Origin of the sequence: Blautia faecis, assembly GCF_027662325.1 — a bacterium.
Classification (GTDB): Bacteria; Bacillota; Clostridia; order Lachnospirales; family Lachnospiraceae; genus Blautia_A; species Blautia_A faecis.
The window spans coordinates 92,553-110,952 of sequence record NZ_JAQDKY010000007.1; the positions used below are offsets into that span (position 1 = coordinate 92,553).

An 18,400-nucleotide genomic window follows, 5' to 3' on the forward strand; every position below is an offset into this window, starting at 1 on the left:
TCACTTCATCCCCCTTACTGCATTTTTTCCGGCTTTAATACTGTCGATGATCGGAATCTTGGAAGAACAGATATACTGACAGCATCTGCACTCAACACAATCCATAACATTCATGTCCTTCATGCCCTGCCAGTTCTCGTCTTTGGCATATTTTACAAAGTACAGCGGAGACAGCTCCATCGGACAGACATCTACACAGCGTCCGCATTTGATACATGGCTGCTCTTTGGTCTCATCTGTATCAATTGCAATGATACCGTTGGAGCCTTTCATCATAGGTACATCCAGTGTATTCAGAGGGAATCCCATCATAGGTCCACCCATCTTAACCAGAACATCCTCATCTGTAAATCCACCGCAGTAGTCGATCAGCTCTCTTACACTTGTACCAATTTTGATGATAAAGTTTCCAGGATTCTTGATCTTCTCGCCTGTAACAGTGGCAACACGCTCAATCAGAGGCATTCCTGTCTGGATTGCGTCTGAAATTGCCTTTACTGTACTGATATTATCTACTACAACACCAACATCTGCCGGAAGACCGCCGCTTGGAACAATTCTGCCCATAACACGCTTGATCAGAGTTTTCTCAGCGCCCTGTGGGTATTTGGTTCTGGCAACAAATACTTCCATATCTCCGATATTGGCAACTTTTTCCTGCATTAATTCAATGGCATCCTGCTTGTTATCCTCAATAACAATGATACCCTTCTGGGCACCGGTTGTCTTAAGAACTGCTCGCAGACCAAAAATAATATCATCTGCATACTCAAGAAGTACTCTGTGATCGGCTGTCAAAAGCGGTTCACATTCGCATCCATTGAGAAGGATGGTATCAACTGGTTTCGCCGGTTTCAGCTTGACACAGGTCGGGAAACCTGCACCACCCATACCAACGATTCCTGCTTCACGAATGATATCAATGATTTCATCCGGAGTAAGCTTGTCAAGGTCTCCATGTGGCTGTACGGATTCGTGCAGAGTATTTTTTCCATCCGATTCAATAACAACAGCCATCACTTCACTACCTCTTGTGCCGTGCATACGAGGTTCAACAGCAACTACTGTTCCGCTTACGCTGGAATGTACAGGAGCGCTGATGAATCCGGCAGCTTCGCCGATCTTCTGACCGACTTTTACTGTATCACCAACCTGAACGATGGGATTCGCCGGAGCACCCAGATGCTGAGACATGGAAATTACAACCGTCTTCGGATCCGGGAACTTCTTAAGAGCAATGTGCTCACTGAATTCCTTGCGCTCTGACGGATGAACACCACCATAATAACCATCCAGTCTGTTTTCTCTGATTGATTTCACATAATCATTGATCACCTTGAAATTAACCTTGGAGAAATCACGAACCTGTACGGGCTGATTAAGGAATTCTTCCAGACGTCCCTGTTTCGCCAGTCTCTGGTAAATTTTCTCCCATGCACAGTCCTTATTGGGATCTACTTCGCACTTTCCATTCTTTGCTCCTCCACACTGACCATTCACAAGACTCTTGGAACAGTCAACGATGGGACAGACACCACCGGTAATATTCAGATAACACTGTGCACATGCATCACAGCTCTTCTTGGTAAGTGCCATGCCATGATGACCTCTGTAGTTAAGGGTATTGCTTGCAGCAACAACCGGCTTACCTGCCAGATCCGCAACAGTCTGAATACCAAGACCACAGGAAATTACTACCACATTCTCTGTTCCTTCCGGAAGCAGATCCTGCAATTTTCTTTCTGTATGCATTTTGTTGCATAAGAAATCAACTTTCGCACTACCTGTGACAGTCTTTCCCTGCTCCTTTGCAAACTTCAGGAATTCATCGCAATCCGGTTCCTCAACCGTCTCAAATTCCTTAAAGCACTTATTACAGGCAATCACAAACAGGTTGTCCTTGCCGTTCAGCACTGATGCAAGCTCATCACTGCTTTTCAGCTTGTACTTAGTATAATTTTCCAATTGCTCACCTTCCTTATAATAGAAATTATATTCTTATACTATCTGTTCTTATCCGTTCCCTCCACAAAAAAACTTATAAAAGCAGATAAATAAGTTACTGTTTTTTTCCTATATAATATAACATAAACTGACTATTTTATCCAGACTTTGTAACTATTCTTAACCATACTGTTTTTATTTTTTACAAAATCATTCCTGGATGTGTTATAATTGGGATATCTGTTGAATAACCGTTAATAAAGATACTTATGAGGTGTAATATTTATGAGATACAAAGATGAATTCCATATCGCATCCACAGCGGTTCTGCTTAGTATGGCTATGTTTGGAATTTCCGTAGTGGTTCCCAAGGAGAGCCGTGTTCCCACAGCCAAGACCACTTTGACAGAAGCACCGGAAACTGCAGCTGAACAGGCTGAACAGGCTGAATTTCCGATTTACAGCCAGGACAGCAACTATGACAGTTCTTACGATAGCAGCCAGAACGATACTTCTTATGACAGCAGCCAGGTAGACGGCAGCTATGATAATTCAGATACGGATTCCTCTGACAGTGGTCAGATTACTTATCCTACAGAAGATTCCGAAGACAGTTCAGGAAGCGACACTACCGATAATACCGATATTCCTGATTATACAGAGGATCCTTCAGAGGACTACGGAACAGAAGACAGCGGAGACCTTGATTATACAGAGGATGGCTCTGGTACCGGTTCCGATAATAGAGACAGCTCATCCGATACTTCCGGTCAGGATATTGAATACTATGAATAACAAAATCCCCGAAAATTTCGGGGATTTTGTTTTACCTGATCTTATTCAAAAATCCAAATGGTTCCTTATCTTCCAGAAAATGCATCAGCATATATGCCGTCATGATCGCTACATTCTCTTCCTTCAGAATCCGCTTCACTTCCTCGCGGTCCGCCAGAATCACTTCAATCTCTTCCGTATCTTCCTGTGCCTTGGAACTGATTTCGCCGCTGGCATATCCATATACAGTCGCACAAGACTCGTCTGTCATTCCTACAGTAGTGAAATAGGGCTTCTGGTAAGCTTCTGCTACCGGAATGGGATCAAGCTTCAGTCCGGTTTCCTCGTACATTTCACGAATTGCGCCTTCATGGTAATTCTCATCTGGCTCTACCAGACCAGCTGGAAATTCATAAATATAATCGCCTAATGTATAACGATATTGGCGAATCAACACCACTTTGTCATGTTTTTCGCCATAAATGCTATAAATGATCACACCGTCCGGATTGTTCTTATGTGTTACCATTTTCAGGCTGTCTACATCTTTTGCACGGGAAGACACAAAATAGTTTACCGGGGTATTGTGCACACTGGTGGCTTTTACATTATAAAGGTTTACATAACGATTATCTGTCTGTTTGGTAATGCTGTTGATTTTTCCCATAGGAACCTCTTTTCGTCAGTTCTTGCTGTTCTGGTCAGAGGTCTCGCTAGAGCGTGTTTGAAAAAGGCTTTCTGCAAGATATGCGTCACAATTTGTGGGAGATTTTGTCCGGATAAGGGCGTCGTAACGGCTACGGCAACCGAATTCGGGCAAAATATACCGCAAAGTGGGGCGTGCAGATTGCGGGAATGATTTTTCAAACAGGCTCTAGATCTCACCAAGGAACAGAGAATCAGTCACCGCGAAGAATCACACGGATTCTTTTATAAATAAAGAACACGATCACTGAGGTTAATGTGTATTTGAATAAATTGAATGGTACAAGGATCATAATTGCAAAAGTAAGAAGGTTGGTTACACCGCTGTGTACTGCTGCACCCATTTCAATAAATGCCTGTACCGGCATTCCAAATGCTTTTCCGTATGCCGGAAGAAGTACAAATGCGTTTACAAAGCATGCAAGCACTGTGGTAAGAATTACACCTGCTGCCATACCTGCCACTGCGTGTGTTCTTGTCTTCTTATGCTGATAACGATAAATCAGTCCGGCTGGAACTACATAAGAACAGCCAAAGAGGAAGTTTGCCACATCACCAACGCCTGCTGTCATAGTTCCCTTGGTTACCAGATGTACCAGAATCTTCACCAGTTCAATCAGTATACCTGCTACAGGTCCCATTGCAAAAGAACCGATCAGTGCTGGAATCTCAGAGAAATCCAACTGATAAAAGGACGGTGCCAGAAATGGCAGCGGTACCTCAAAATTCATCAACACACCTGCCACAGCACCTAACATCGCTACCTGGGCAATGGTTCTGGTACGGCTTCGCTCCATTACGTTTCCATTTTTGATTACTTGTTCGCTCATACTCATTGCTCCTTAAATTATAATATTTAAAGAAAATTTCTGCAAGTATGGGATTAAAATGTTACCAGTAAACAGTAACGGTTACTGTTCACTGGTAACGTTCCGCGAGGTGTTTTTTGTGAACAAAGTTCACAGAAAACCCGAGAATTGGCACGCGAAATCATGCGAATGCATGATTTCTGTGCATCGCGAAGCGTGTTACTGTGAACGGAGTGAACAGTAACCAGTAACGTTAAAATCACCACATAAAAAGCCCCGGAATCTCTTCCGGGGCAATGAGCACGTACAAAAAAATCAACCGATCTAAATATTCTGCGCGTTCTTCTCTCATCCAGACTTTACTGTCGGTTTTGGAATTTCACCAAATCAGCCGCCAAAGCGGGTCGCGGACTATACCGCCGGTAGGGAATTTCGATTTCCAAGGATTTCGATCACCCTGCCCCGAAGAAATTTTCTTTTCATGGTGGATTATACAATAGAAATAAGATAATTTCAATAGGAAATCTATTTGTACATCTATTTCATATTTTCTATTATATATCTATTATCATTTGTCTTTATTTGTCTCCACCACATGTACATCCATCTGCGGATACGGAATGGAAATTCCGTTGGCATCAAAAGATTCTTTGATTTTCTCATTGAGGCGCCATTTGATCTTCCAGTATTTATCGGTAGGCACCCAGACGCGAAGGCCCATGACTACGGCACTGTCAGCAAGTTCGTCTACAAAGACCAGCATGTCTTTGTCCGATTTGGTTCCGGGATCTTCCTGTAAAATGTGCTGCAAAAGCTTTTTTGCTTTCTTAATATCGGAATCATAGGAAATTTCCACTTTGATTTCCAGGTTACGCAAATTCTGCGCAGTTACATTGATAATGGTGCTGTTGGATAATTTTCCATTTGGAATGATTACGTGCTTATTGTCAATGGTGATCAGGGTCGTATAGAACATCTCAACCTTATATACGGTTCCCTCCGTTCCACCAGCCTGATCCTGTATAATATAATCTCCTACCTGAAAGGGCTTAAACAAAAGCAGCATAACACCGCCAGACAGATTCTCCAGACCGCCCTGCAAAGCAAGACCAATGGTAACGCCGGCAGTTCCCAGAAGAGCTGCTACGGAAGATTCCTTCACACCGAAATTAGTAGCTATATTAAAAATCAGAATCAGATACAGCAAAAATTTTCCAAAAGAACAGATGAACTGGGCAACCCCCATGTCTATGCCGGCCTTTTCCATGGAACGCTTCGCAACCTTCAGCAGCCACTTGATCAGCTTTGTTCCCACATAAAACGCTACAATAGAAAGAACCACTTTCATTCCGAAGCTGATCAAATCCGGAATATGACCGTTAAAGTAAGCCTTGATCTGATCCCAGTTGGAGTTTACTTTATCCACTGTTTCCTGGACAGTCTCCTGAACTGCATTTTCTATAACCTGTCCTTCCAAATTCCCATCTCCTTTTTTTCAGTCCTTTCCCACAAACAACTCTGTCCCTTATTATCCAAAAACTATTTCGTCCACTCCGCTCAAAATCGCAAAAGCGGCAGGAACTAATACCCATTTAAAACAGGGCAATCTGCCCTGTTTTCCACCGGAAATTCATTTTGGGAACAAATTATCCACCGCCTACTGCAAAACTCTCCACAGTATCAACTGCGCTGCCAGAATTAACGGCACACCCAGGCGAAATTTCCACTTTCTGGTTTTATGATGAAAAAACTGCATTCCAAGAAGAGCCCCAGCGGAACCGCCAATGGCAGCCACCGCAAGAAGCTGAGCCTCCGGGATGCGCCACTGTTTCCGGATGGCTTTCTGTTTATCGATGCCATACATCCCGAATGCTGCAATATTAACGAAAACCAGATATACAACAAGCATATTTTCTAACATTTTAATCCAACTCTCTAATTTCCCTGCCAAACACGCTATAAAGCGTGTTTGAAAAAGGCTTTCTACAAGGCAATGGCAAGAGAAGAGAAATAATGTTTTCCCTCTTCTCTTTATTTATTTAATCCCTTCATAGAAAGGCTGATCCGGTTCTTCTTCTCATCCACACCGAGAACACGAACCTCCACAACATCTCCGACGCTTACAGCTTCCAACGGATGTTTGATAAATTTTTCACTCATCTGGGAAATATGAACAAGTCCGTCCTGATGAACTCCGATATCAACGAAAGCTCCGAAATCGATTACGTTGCGGACAGTTCCTTTCAGGATCATACCCTCTTTCAGATCCTTAATATCCAGTACGTCTGTGCGGAGAATCGGCTTCGGCATCTCATCACGCGGATCTCGTGCCGGTTTCTCCAGCTCTTTTACAATATCCCGAAGAGTAATCTCTCCAATTTCCAGTTCATCTGCAGTCTTCTTGTAATCCCTGATCTGTCTGGAAAGTCCGGCAAGCTTGCCTCCTGCAATATCCTCAGCGGAATATCCCAGTTTCTCAAGAAGCCTGGAAGCCGCCTCATAGCTCTCCGGGTGAACGCTTGTCGCGTCGAGAGGATTGGAGCCGCCTGTAATACGCATGAAACCAGCACATTGCTCGAATGCTTTCGGACCAAGCTTCGCAACCTTCAGAAGATCTTTTCGGCTTGTGAAACGGCCATTCTCCTCACGGTAAACTACAATGTTCTTCGCAATAGCCTTGGAAACACCGGAAATATACTCAAGAAGGGAAGCCGAAGCAGTATTTAAATCCACACCTACTTTATTTACAGAATCCTCAACCACACCTGTCAGAGCCTCGCCAAGCTTCTTCTGGTTCATATCATGCTGATACTGCCCTACACCAATGGATTTCGGATCGATCTTAACCAGCTCAGCCAACGGATCCTGCACACGTCTTGCAATGGATGTGGCACTTCTCTGTCCTACATCAAAATTGGGAAATTCATCTGTAGCAAGCTTGCTTGCAGAGTAAACAGAAGCACCCGCCTCATTTGTAATTACATACTGAACCTTCGCTTCCGGAATTTCCTTCAGCATATCAACAATCACCTGCTCAGACTCTCTGGAAGCAGTACCATTTCCAACAGAAATCAGGGAAATACCATACTTCTTGATCATAGCTTCTACCGTATCCTTCGCAGCGCGAATCTTCTTCTCGTTAGTAGGGGCAGTTGGATAAACAACTGTGGTATCCAGAACTTTTCCAGTAGAATCTACAACAGCCAGCTTACAGCCTGTACGGAAAGCCGGATCCCATCCAAGGACAGTCTGTCCGGCGATTGGAGGCTGCATGAGAAGCTGCTCCAGATTTTTTCCAAATACTTTGATAGCTCCGTCCTCTGCCTTCTCAGTCAGGTCACTTCTGATCTCGCGCTCGATTGCAGGAGCGATCAGACGCTTGTAACTGTCCTCTGTCACTTCTTTCAGAATCGGTGTAGTAAATGGATTGTCGCGGGTGATCACCTGCTTCTCAAGGTAACGAAGAATATCTTCTTCTGGTGCAGCTACCTTGATAGTGAGGAATTTCTCTTTCTCACCACGGTTCAGCGCCAACACACGATGTCCAGCCAGCTTCTTCACCGGCTCCTCAAACTCATAATACATCTCATATACAGACTGTGTCTCCGGATCCTTTGCCACAGAACTGATGGTTCCTTTCTTTGCAGTAAGGTCACGGATGTGGATTCGGTAATCTGCCTCGTCGGAAATATGCTCTGCAATAATATCCTTCGCACCAGCGATGGCATCTGCCACAGAAGCCACCTCTTTTTCCTCTGACACAAAGGATTCTGCCTCTTCCTCAATAGACTTGTTTGTCATCTGGAGCATAATGATATTTGCCAGCGGCTCCAGGCCTTTTTCCTTGGCAATGGTTGCCCTGGTACGTCTCTTCGGACGGTACGGGCGGTAAAGGTCCTCTACGACTACCAGCGTCTGTGCTGCCAGGATCTGTGCCTTCAGTTCTTCTGTCAGCTTGCCCTGATCCTCAATGCTGGAAAGGACCTGATTCTTCTTGTCTTCCAGATTTCGGAGATAAGTCAGTCTCTCGTTCAGGTTACGAAGCTGCTCGTCATTTAAGGTTCCGGTAGCTTCTTTTCTATATCGTGAAATAAAAGGGATAGTGTTTCCCTCGTCAATCAATTTAACAGCAGCTTCTACCTGCCATTTCTGCACCCCCAGTTCCTGGGTGATTGCCTGTAAAATATCCATTTTTTCAATCTCCTCTTGTTGCTTGTATTTCTAAATAGTCCTATCTTCCGGCAGTCTGTAGTCCAGTTCTCCATCCAGATCCCGGTAAAATGCCACCATGGACATTTCCATATAAGGCATGATCCAGAAAAGTGCAATATAGAACGTAAACACAGATAATAACAAAAGCGGGATAAAGCTAAGATTCAGCTTCACATATCTCCAGATATTTCCCTTCATCAGCCTTGCGCTCTCTTTCAGTGCCTGGATTCCTCCAAGCTCTGTGTCATCCGCCATAAGAAAATAGGTCATGGCAAATGGAAGGGAAATAAGAAAATTCAAAAGCGTACTTACAGCCAGCAGTCCCAGAGTCATGGAAAGCCACTGGATCTGGGAATCCACAGTCAGTCCCGGATCTGTGGTAAAGCTCACATAATAGTAAGGGATCGCTGTGATCAGCTGGATCATCGCCAGCACAAAGCCTGCAACGATCACCCTGTCTGGCTGGTTTTTGAAAAAGTAGCCAAGATCTCCCAGAGAAAACTCCTTTCCCCGGGAAATATTCAAAAGCATATACCCCAGACCAGCAGAAATGATTCCCACGATCAGTGACACCACCAGCATAAATATTTCGCTGAGAACCAGATCCAGCGCGGATGTGCCAGAAAACAAATTGGTAGAAAGGATTGTTCCTAAGGTATTCAGACCATACACTGCCAGAAGCCCAAGGATCACAGTTCCAACATGTCCCTGCAATGACTTTTTGGCCTGCAGTTTGATTTCCTTCGTACTTCTTTTTTTCATAATCATCATTCTCCTTTGCAGTGAAACAGCAGGCCGGGATTCTGATACATCCCGGCCAGATATATTGCAGCACCATTTCGCTGTTTTCACTTTTGCTCCATTAAACCATGCCAGCTGTTCCTAATATAGCATTTTCCCATCTGACATCTGTAATTTTTTTATAACTACGCCGTCCTCTTACTTCCCCAGAAAAACACCGCTACCGTACCAGGACCTGTATGACTCCCGATGGTGGTTCCGATGTTGTTGATCTCAACCTTCCCATTTAATTTCGGGAAACGCTCTTCCACCAGCCTTGCCACTTCCCTGGCATCCTCTATACATGCGGACTGGGAAATATAACATTTCCCACTATAGTCAAGTCCGCCCTCGGCGTACTCTTCCATTTTGTCTACAATAGCCCGGATCACCTTTTTCTTGGTACGGATCTTAAATCTTGGGATCAGTTTTCCCTGATCATCCATATTCAGAAGCGGACAAATATTCAGCATAGTGCCGAAAAAGCCGCTGGCCTTGGAAATACGGCCTCCTCTGATATAGAACGTAAGGTCTGTGGAAAAGAACCAGTGATGCAGGTTCAGCTTGTGTTCTTCTGCCCAGGCATGAACTTCCCCGATGGATTTACCCTCATCCCGGAGGTCAGCAAGTTTATCCATAAAAAGACCATATCCTGAAGACGCGCCCAGAGAATCCACAACCAGAATCTTACGATCCGGGTATTTTTCCTCCAGCTCCGCTTTTGCAACGTTGGCTGAATTTATAACACCGGAAATCCCGGAAGAAAGGCAGACGTGAAGCACATCCTTGCCCTGTTTCAAAAATCCTTCAAAATACTCTTCAAACTCATCTGCGTTTACCTGGGAAGTCTTGGTAGATGCCCCATCCTGCATGGCTTTATAAAACACATCAAAAGGCATGGACTGTCCCAGATCATCTGCATATTCTTTTCCATTTAATTCATAATGAAAGCAGATATAGGAAATATTTCTTTTCTCAAAATGTTCTTTCGTAAGGTCCGCTGTGGAACAACAGCTGATCACATAGTTGCTCATATTTCCCTCCTGTTACTAATTTTGTAAAACCTCCAGATCGGGTTCTCCCTTATTCTGGAAGAATTTCATTTCTGTACGCAACACTTGCCACTGTATCCGGATCCTCATCCTTGTTAAACCAGAACTGTGCCCGGTTGTCAATCTTGGTATCTGCAGTCTTATAAATATTCAGGTAATCTCCGTCCTCATCACACGAATAGCCTTTTTCCTCTGCAGCTGCGATCAGGTCCGCCTTCTTCGCACCCAGGGTAAATCCACCGGAAAGAGTAAGGGTAAGAGCATCACTGTCGTAATTGCCTACCTCAAGCTCCCGTACAAAACAGTTCTCGATGGCAGTTGCATCCTGGGTAAAATTGTAAACACTGAAATGCACACTCTGGTTATTCTTCATCATGTCTACAAATTCCAGATCCCGGCCAGCCACATAAGCGCCATCTTCCACATTCTGAAGCTCCCAGCCATTCTCAAGGAATGCAGACACCGGAGCCGGAAGGGAATAAAGATCTCCGCAGAATTCCAACTGTGGAGCCAGCAGATCATCTCCCAGCTCAGTAGGAGCGGTATAGGAAGATACGATTTCCGGAACTTCCTCGCTTACACTTCCCTTGTCATATCCTTCTGGCTCTACGAAGTTACGCATATCTACCTGCTTCAGAGTATTGTCATCCTTATATACATAGAAATGAACTTCCTCGTAATAATCTTTCGAGTAGGAATACTTGGTATACAGGTCTCCCTCGTAAGTATCGCTTGGATCACCATAAGCAGCTTTGATATCATCAAAATTGGATTTTCCCATTACGATTCCGCCAGGCAGTTCTACAGGAGTAGCCGCCACATCAAAATCATAGCTTGCATCAATATCAATTCCCGCCACCAGACACTGGTTTAATGGCAACTGGTTGATTCCAAGATTGATCACATCTACGGAAACGCGGTCGTCCCCTTTGTAAAAACTGATGGAACCATAGGAATTGGTTCCAACGCCCATCTCCGGGTCCTCGTTCTTGCCAAGTGTCCAGTCTGCTGCAAAATCCTGGTAATACATAGGGAACTGGTAAACCTTATCCCCGATCTTCACCTGAAAATCGTACAGGCTGTCGGACAGCTCTGTAACCGTTTCTGCACCAGCCTCAGGCTCATCAGCAGCCTCTCCTGCTGCCTCTGTAGTTTCGGCTTCCTGTGCCTCTGCATAAGCCGCGGACGGAACCGCACACAGGCACATTGCTGTAAAAAGCACTCCCAATACTTTTCTTTTCATACAGAAATTCCTCCTTAAAATGTATATTCGATCAGTCGGCAAGGCCGAAAGCATCGTGTACTGCATTCATAGCCCGGATTCCGTCTTTTTCATTGATGAGGACGGTAATACGGATTTCAGATGTGGAGATCATATTAATGTTTACCCCTTCATTGTAAAGGCTCTCAAACATCTTGGCAGCCACGCCAGGATTGCTGAGCATACCGGAGCCAACAATGGAAAGCTTGGCGATATTGCGCTCAGAGTGAAGCTCCTTGAAGCCAAGGCGCTCCTGGCTCTCCTCCAGAGTGGCAACTGCATCATCCAGATCATCCTTATTTACTGTAAAAGAAATGTCCTTTGTTCCTGCACGTCCGATAGACTGCAGGATAACATCTACGTTAATATTTTTCTTTGCAAGGGTATCAAATACCTTAAATGCAACACCAGGCACATCGCGAAGCCCCAGTACTGCGATTCTCACAGCGTCTGTATCCAGCGCAACACCGCTGATCAGCATTCTTTCCACGCTAACTACCTCCTTAACTACCGTTCCTTCACTGTTATTCAGGCTGGAGCGGACCACAAGGGGCACTCCGTATTTCTTCGCCATTTCCACAGAACGGTTGTGAAGTACACCTGCTCCTGATGTTGCCAGATCCAGCATCTCATCGTATGTGATTTCTTTCAGCTTTCTTGCATTTGGAACCTTACGTGGATCGGCTGTGTAAACGCCGTCCACATCTGTATAAATCTCGCAGGCATCTGCATGAAGCGCTGCTGCCAGTGCCACGGCAGTGGTATCAGAACCGCCTCGTCCCAGGGTGGTGTAGTCATCATACTTATCTACTCCCTGGAATCCGGTAACGATCACAATCCTGCGGGCATCCAGCTCACGGCGGATACGCTCTGTGTCAATTCTTTTTAATCTTGCATTCTGATGGCTGCTTGTGGTATGCATGGTCACCTGAAAAGCATTCAGAGAAATTGCCGGAACGCCCAGCTTATGCATTACCATTGCCATCAGGGATACGGACATCTGCTCACCGATGGTAAGGAGCATATCCATCTCACGCTTCGGAGGCTTGTCGTCCATATCATGAGCCATACGGATCAGCTCATCTGTATATTTTCCCATGGCGGACAAAACCACCACCACGTCATTTCCTTTTTTATATTCTTCGATACAACGGTTGGCAACATTATACATTCTCTGTTTGTCCCCAACGGAAGTACCGCCGAATTTCTTAACTATCAGCATAGTTTTTCCTTTCACGCTGTCAGTTTTATTTTTATCTGCGCATACAGACAGTTTCGCGCAGCTGCCCATTACCTGAATAACTGCGGATTCATGTTATCAGTCTTTCACGCGGATCATGCCCAGAACATTCTCTCCAAGCGCTTTCACACGCTCTTTGTACTCGCCCTGTGTCATAAGTCTGGTAATAAAACCAAATTCTTCCGGAAGGGAATCCGGCTCGATCACAGCCTCAACCTTACCAAAAGCCTTATCCACTTCATCCAGGGAAGTATCCTTCACACGGACAAAGAAACGGCCTTCTACAGAATCCGGCTCCATCAGGGTCATCTCTTCATTGCTCCAGTTATTTGGAATGGTATCATGAAGATGCTTTGCAGCCTCCACAACGTCTGCTACAACTGCACTTGCAGTAGGAAGCTTGCCGGCTCCGCTTCCATAGAACATGGCATCGCCAAGCATGTTTCCATGTACAAAAATACTGTTGAACACTCCCTTTACGCCATAAAGAGGATTCTCCTGTCCTACAAGGAAAGGTGCTACAAGTGCGTAGAAGGAATCGTCTCCCAATTTCTTGCTTGTGCCAAGAAGCTTGATACTTCTGCCCATTTCTCTTGCGTATTCCATATCCTCTGGTGTGATCTTTGTAATTCCTTCTGTATAAACATTTTCAAAATTCAGGAATTTTCCATATGCCAGAGAGGAAAGAATGGCAATCTTACGGCATGCGTCCTGTCCTTCCACGTCAGCGGTAGGATCAGCCTCTGCGTAGCCTTTTTCCTGAGCCTCTTTCAGAACAGTATTGAAATCAGCGCCTTCTGTGATCATCTTATCCAGCATATAGTTAGTAGTTCCGTTCAGAATTCCGCTGACCTCATCGATCTCATCTGCGGTAAGAGAACCGTTGATGGCACGAATGATCGGGATTCCACCGCCACAGCTTGCCTCGAAAAGGAAGTTGATCTTTTTCTCTTTTGCAATTTCCATAAGCTCAGGACCGTATTGGGCAACCAGAGCTTTATTTGAGGTACACACACTCTTGCCGGCTTCAAGTGCTCTTTTTGTAAAAGTATAGGCAGCACCGGTTCCTCCCATTACTTCTACTACAATTTTAACTTCCGGATCGTTTACGATCTGCTCAAAGTCATGAACAAGAATCTCTTCTACCGGATCTCCAGGGAACTCACGAAGATCCAGTACATATTTGATCTTAATCTCTTCCCCGGCTCTTTTGTTAATCAATTCATGATTGGTGCGGATGACTTCTACTACACCGCTTCCAACTGTGCCATATCCTAACACTGCAATATTTATCATCTGTCCGTTACTCCCTGCCTAAAATTTTTAAATAATGGATTCCTTCCATCTGTTCAATGTCATCCACCATTGCCTCAGCATCCCCTTCTCCCTGAAGGATCTGCACACTTAAGGTAAGAGTGGCAATACCACTGATGGGAATACTCTGATGTATGGTCAGAATATTGCCATGGTTTTCTGCAATAGCCCGAAGAACATTGGATAAAATTCCCGGCTCATCATCCATCTGTATAATAAATGTGATGGTCTTTCCCTTGGCTTCCTCGTGGAAGGGAAAAATATCATCTTTATATTTATAGAAAGAGCTTCGGCTGATTCCCACAGCGTCTGCAGCTTCCTGCACTGTAGCTGCCCGCTTTGATTCCAGAAGCTTCTTCGCTGCAACTACATTCAGAAGCACCTCTGGCACAGCCCGCTCTTTTACTACAAAATATTTATTCTTATCTGTTGTCTTTGGCATCCTGCATTTCCTTCCACTTTCACTGCGCCCTGCAAATCTCTGCCATTACAGCCGCTGTATCCAGACATAATCCGGAAGCTGGTACCGTTCCCTTCGTGAACAGCAGCATGCTTTTATTGCTGTTCTGCAGGTCTCTTCGCAAGTGCGATCCATTTCAAATATGCATTAATAAAGATATCAATGGCACCATCCATAACTGCATCTACATTTCCGGTTTCTTCATTGGTACGGTGATCTTTGACCATGGTATATGGCTGCATAACGTAGGAACGGATCTGGTTGCCCCAGCCGATATCCGTTACTTCACCTCGGATTCCGGAAAGCTTGGCTTCTGCCTCCTGCTGTTTCAGAAGATATAACTTCGCCTTCAGCATCTGCATAGCCTTATCTTTATTCATATGCTGGGAACGCTCATTCTGACACTGTACCACGATTCCTGTTGGAAAATGAGTGATACGGATAGCGGATGAGGTCTTGTTGATATGCTGTCCGCCGGCACCACTGCTTCGGTAGGTATCAATACGGATGTCCTCATCATTGACTTCTACGTCCAGATCCTTCTCAATATCCGGCATTACATCGCAGGATACGAAAGAGGTCTGGCGCTTTCCAGCCGCATTGAACGGGGAAATACGTACCAGACGGTGAACACCTTTCTCAGACTTCAGAAGTCCGTATGCGTTCTCTCCGTTTACCTGGAAGGTAACAGATTTGATACCAGCTTCATCGCCGTCCAGATAGTCCAGAACTTCAATTGAAAAGCCCTTGCGCTCAGCCCAGCGTGTATACATACGATACAGCATACTGCACCAGTCGCAGGCTTCTGTTCCACCAGCTCCTGCATTCAGTTTTATAATGGCATTCTCGCCGTCATACTCTCCTGAAAGAAGTGTCTTCACACGGATACTGTCAAACTGTGCCTGGAACTCATCCAGCATTTCCTGGATTTCTTCGATCATGGACGGATCATTTTCCTCATAGCTCATCTCGATCAGGGTCTCCATATCTTCTTTCTGGGTTACCAGATTCTGATAGGTTTCCATGTCGTCCTTCATACCCTTTAATTCTTTCATTTTCTTCTGGGATATTTCTGCATTGTCCCAGAAATCAGGCGCTTCCATTTCGCGCTCTAATTCTTCAACCCGCTTTTCTTTGTTAGCCAGGTCAAAGTGAATCCCTCACTTCCACTAATGGTTCTGTGTATGTTGCAAGAATGCTCTTGAACTGGTCTAATTCAACCATAGCTTCACCTTCTTTCTAATATTTCTGTGTAACTGTCCAGTGTTTTCTGAATCGTTACATTTCTTCAACAATGCCGCCGGCCTGGAACGTGTTTGAAAAATCATTCCCGCGATCCGCACGGCACACAGACTTTCAAACTATACAATAGCATATTCCGTGGGAAATTACAATAAAAAGCGGTGTGGAAAGGAATAGCTACCCGTTACCGTTTTCTTTGTGAATAACAGGCATTCTCTCTGTTGCGATTTTTTCTCAAAAATGGATTTTAGAATAGGTTGAAAAATCTCTATATTTCTTATATCATAAACTAATAATCCGTTTGTGGGACATGTTTCTATGATATAATGATTTTTGTTAAAACTATTAATGAAGAGGTATCATTTTTGAAGAAAAAAGAAGCGGTATTTATTGGTGCACTATTGGTTATTTCAGTGGCACTTTGTATTTTTGTTTATGCGGTTCCACATGGAACTCATGGGTCGATCCAGATTACGGTGGACGGGAAGCTTTATGGGACTTATTCACTGGCGGAGGATCAGGTGATCCAGATTGGGGATACCAATGTGTGTGAAATTAAGGACGGCGAGGTAAAGATGACAGAGGCGGACTGCCCGGATCATCTTTGCATGAAGCAGCCGGCAGTGGGCAGTGCAGGCGGATATATTGTGTGCCTGCCAAACAGAGTAGTCATTCAGGGAGAGGGCGATTCAGATTCACAGGATTCCGAAAGTGGATTTGACGCAGTGGTGTAAGTGATGGATCAGAAAAAGACAGCGTATCTTGGGCTGTTTGCAGCCATTGCCATTATTTTCGGGTATGTGGAATCGTTGATTCCGTTTTTTGCGGGAATTCCGGGAATGAAACTAGGGCTTGCAAATCTGGCGGTGCTTTTTGTGCTGGAGAGGTATACGTGGAAAGAAGCGGCGCTAGTTTCCATTGTGAGAATTTTTATTATCGGTTTTATGTTTGGAAGCGGCTCCAGTATTATGTATAGTCTGGCGGGGGCGACCCTTAGTTTGATTGTGATGGTTTTTGTGAAAAATAAGATTGGATTCGGGCAGCTGGGTGTAAGTGTGGCTGGTGGCGTTTCCCATAACATCGGTCAGCTGCTGGTGGCGATTCCGGCAACGCATACGGTGGGACTGTTGTATTATTATGCTCCGGCGCTGATGGTGTCGGGAGTGATTACAGGACTGCTGATTGGAGTGCTGACGAAGGAAGTGCTTAAGAGGATTCCGTAATATGTTACCACCGTACGCATCTGGGCTGGATATATTCCACGCGGGGAGGCACAACATTCCGCGGAGCTAACTGCTAACTGCGACTAAACATCTCAGGAGAGCCTTCGATGTTAAGTCTTCGTAAGCAGTGGATCTCCGCTCCATTAAGGGCGCGCCTTGAATGCCCCGCTTAGGAATATATCCAGCCCAAATGCTGTTGATTGAAAAAGAGCTCCAGGCGATAGTTTTTGACTATCCTCTGGAGCTCTTTTCGTTATTCCGTAAGCTATCATTTTCTATGAATCTATCATGGACAACTTACGCTTCGTTTACTGTGTATCCGTCTTTCATTAATTCGAATTTATCCATCAATCCACTTGTCACATACACATTTTTGTCTTCATCTACGAATACGGCTTCTGCATCATATTTCTCTAAAAGAGGTTTGGCCGCGTCCATACCCAGGACGAAGCAGGCGGTGGAAAGGCCGTCGGCCAGATAACCCTGATCGCAGACGATGGTAACAGAGGTGAGACCATTCCAGACAGGGTAACCGGTCTTTGGATCCAGAATGTGGTGGTAGCGGATTCCATCTTCTATGAAGTATTTTTCGTAGTCGCCGGAGGTGGAAAGGAACTGGTTGGCGTCCAGGGTGATGGCTCCAAGATAGCCGCCTTCCGTGTCACGGGGATCGGTGAGGGCTACTTTCCAGGAGGAGCCGTCGGGCTTTTCGCCGTAGGTCATGACACTGCTGCCGCCAAGGTTCAGGATCATACCGAAGACATCTGGCTGGGTTTGCAGGTAATCCATGATCAAATCACAGCCCATGCCTTTTCCAACGGCACCAAGATCCAGGGTACAGCCATCAAGAAGGGTTACATTGTTTCCGTCCACCTGAATTTTCTCGTAGCCCACTTCGGGAAGAAGGGTGTCGATTTCGGACTGATCTGGGACATGAGGGTTCTCGCCGGCAATGTCCCACAGGCGGATAATTTTTCCAAGGGTGGGGTCAAAAGCACCGTTGGAATCCTGGGAAAGCTGGCGGATTTTCTCAAGGTCGGCGGCAAGATCATCAGAAACTTCCATGGTCTTGCCATCAGCATTGTTCAGCTGGGAAATCTGGGAGTTTTCCTCTGTCCAGGAAAGGAGGGTGGTTTCCATTTCGCGGAGCTTTTCACCAATCTGGGTATTGATGTCCGCGCCTGAGGTGTAAAGGGTTTCGGAAACTACCGTGTCCATTGCGAAATCTGCGTTGGTGTATTTTTCTACGTCAGCAGCATAAACAACTGTAGTGGTTTTTCCCAGTACTGTTGCAGAAATGACAGTGAGAAACAGGCTGCTGCAGAGAATTCCTGCCGCACTTCTCTTTCTCAAATTCCTTCTCCCATTAAACATATCCAAGCAG

General features: G+C 45.1%; 17 protein-coding genes, 1 pseudogene and 1 riboswitch. Of the genes and pseudogenes, 4 read left to right on the plus strand and 14 right to left on the minus strand.

Annotation, left to right across the window (positions count from 1 at the left end; genetic code table 11):
- Entirely contained in the window at window positions 1-1,965 is a 1,965-nt protein-coding gene (gene rsxC, locus PGQ38_RS05565; protein WP_195992719.1) for an electron transport complex subunit RsxC, read from the minus strand.
- A 264-nt stretch (window positions 1,966-2,229) separates the two neighbouring features.
- Here rsxC and PGQ38_RS05570 point away from each other — a divergent pair, with 264 nt between their 5' ends.
- A complete protein-coding gene (locus tag PGQ38_RS05570; protein WP_148461039.1) occupies window positions 2,230-2,739 on the plus strand; it encodes a hypothetical protein in 510 nt (169 codons plus the stop codon).
- A gap of 31 nt (window positions 2,740-2,770) precedes the next feature.
- Here the strand turns inward: PGQ38_RS05570 and PGQ38_RS05575 are convergent, their stop codons facing one another.
- Window positions 2,771-3,385, minus strand: coding sequence for an NUDIX hydrolase (locus PGQ38_RS05575; RefSeq protein ID WP_118580392.1), 615 nt, complete (start codon window positions 3,383-3,385; stop codon window positions 2,771-2,773).
- On the opposite strand from PGQ38_RS05575, the pseudogene PGQ38_RS19755 reads away from it, so the two are divergent.
- Window positions 3,305-3,654, plus strand: a pseudogene (locus tag PGQ38_RS19755) (DUF6783 domain-containing protein). The gene PGQ38_RS05575 and the pseudogene PGQ38_RS19755 overlap by 81 nt on opposite strands.
- On the opposite strand, the gene PGQ38_RS05580 reads toward PGQ38_RS19755, so the two are convergent.
- From PGQ38_RS05580 to prfB, 11 genes are all read right to left on the minus strand, one after another.
- A complete protein-coding gene (locus PGQ38_RS05580) occupies window positions 3,618-4,253 on the minus strand; it encodes an ECF transporter S component (RefSeq protein WP_118580386.1) in 636 nt (211 codons plus the stop codon). The pseudogene PGQ38_RS19755 and the gene PGQ38_RS05580 overlap by 37 nt on opposite strands.
- A 315-nt stretch (window positions 4,254-4,568) precedes the next feature.
- A riboswitch (FMN riboswitch) is annotated at window positions 4,569-4,706 on the minus strand.
- A gap of 94 nt (window positions 4,707-4,800) precedes the next feature.
- Window positions 4,801-5,709 carry a mechanosensitive ion channel family protein gene (locus PGQ38_RS05585; RefSeq protein ID WP_226815076.1) on the minus strand — a complete coding sequence of 303 codons (909 nt, stop codon included), beginning with the start codon at window positions 5,707-5,709 and terminating at the stop codon, window positions 4,801-4,803.
- 180 nt (window positions 5,710-5,889) lie between these two features.
- Window positions 5,890-6,153, minus strand: coding sequence for a DUF1294 domain-containing protein (locus tag PGQ38_RS05590; RefSeq protein WP_270430997.1), 264 nt, complete (start codon window positions 6,151-6,153; stop codon window positions 5,890-5,892).
- 110 nt (window positions 6,154-6,263) lie between these two features.
- Window positions 6,264-8,423 (minus strand): Tex family protein, encoded by a 2,160-nt coding sequence (locus PGQ38_RS05595; RefSeq protein WP_270430998.1) that lies wholly within the window; start codon window positions 8,421-8,423, stop codon window positions 6,264-6,266.
- Window positions 8,424-8,453: 30 nt separating this feature from the next.
- Window positions 8,454-9,206 carry a DUF975 family protein gene (locus PGQ38_RS05600; RefSeq protein WP_270430999.1) on the minus strand — a complete coding sequence of 251 codons (753 nt, stop codon included), beginning with the start codon at window positions 9,204-9,206 and terminating at the stop codon, window positions 8,454-8,456.
- A gap of 164 nt (window positions 9,207-9,370) precedes the next feature.
- Window positions 9,371-10,258, minus strand: a complete 888-nt coding sequence (locus PGQ38_RS05605) for a DegV family protein (RefSeq protein WP_118580373.1) — start codon at window positions 10,256-10,258, stop codon at window positions 9,371-9,373.
- Window positions 10,259-10,307: 49 nt separating this feature from the next.
- Window positions 10,308-11,519, minus strand: a complete 1,212-nt coding sequence (locus PGQ38_RS05610) for a hypothetical protein (protein WP_118580370.1) — start codon at window positions 11,517-11,519, stop codon at window positions 10,308-10,310.
- 31 nt (window positions 11,520-11,550) lie between these two features.
- Window positions 11,551-12,759: an aspartate kinase gene (locus PGQ38_RS05615; RefSeq protein ID WP_270431000.1), complete on the minus strand. Its 1,209-nt coding sequence runs from the start codon at window positions 12,757-12,759 to the stop codon at window positions 11,551-11,553.
- A 96-nt stretch (window positions 12,760-12,855) separates the two neighbouring features.
- Complete coding sequence (locus PGQ38_RS05620) at window positions 12,856-14,073, minus strand: homoserine dehydrogenase (RefSeq protein WP_195391869.1); 1,218 nt, start codon at window positions 14,071-14,073, stop codon at window positions 12,856-12,858.
- Window positions 14,074-14,080: 7 nt separating this feature from the next.
- On the minus strand, window positions 14,081-14,533 hold the full coding sequence (locus PGQ38_RS05625) for an ACT domain-containing protein (RefSeq protein ID WP_118580364.1): 453 nt from the start codon (window positions 14,531-14,533) through the stop codon (window positions 14,081-14,083).
- A 113-nt stretch (window positions 14,534-14,646) separates the two neighbouring features.
- Window positions 14,647-15,775, minus strand: a protein-coding gene (gene prfB, locus PGQ38_RS05630; protein WP_118580361.1) for a peptide chain release factor 2 whose coding sequence is annotated in 2 segments (ribosomal slippage) — window positions 14,647-15,699 and window positions 15,701-15,775 — 1,128 coding nt in all. Because the reading frame shifts where the segments join, the coding sequence is not laid out codon by codon here.
- Window positions 15,776-16,158: 383 nt separating this feature from the next.
- Here prfB and PGQ38_RS05635 point away from each other — a divergent pair.
- Both PGQ38_RS05635 and PGQ38_RS05640 read left to right on the plus strand, forming a co-directional pair.
- Window positions 16,159-16,527 (plus strand): NusG domain II-containing protein, encoded by a 369-nt coding sequence (locus PGQ38_RS05635; protein WP_226854382.1) that lies wholly within the window; start codon window positions 16,159-16,161, stop codon window positions 16,525-16,527.
- 3 nt (window positions 16,528-16,530) lie between these two features.
- On the plus strand, window positions 16,531-17,016 hold the full coding sequence (locus PGQ38_RS05640; protein WP_118580355.1) for a Gx transporter family protein: 486 nt from the start codon (window positions 16,531-16,533) through the stop codon (window positions 17,014-17,016).
- A gap of 297 nt (window positions 17,017-17,313) precedes the next feature.
- Here PGQ38_RS05640 and PGQ38_RS05645 read toward each other — a convergent pair whose 3' ends face one another.
- Window positions 17,314-18,369 carry an FAD:protein FMN transferase gene (locus tag PGQ38_RS05645; RefSeq protein WP_270431002.1) on the minus strand — a complete coding sequence of 352 codons (1,056 nt, stop codon included), beginning with the start codon at window positions 18,367-18,369 and terminating at the stop codon, window positions 17,314-17,316.
- Window positions 18,370-18,400: the final 31 nt, after the last annotated feature.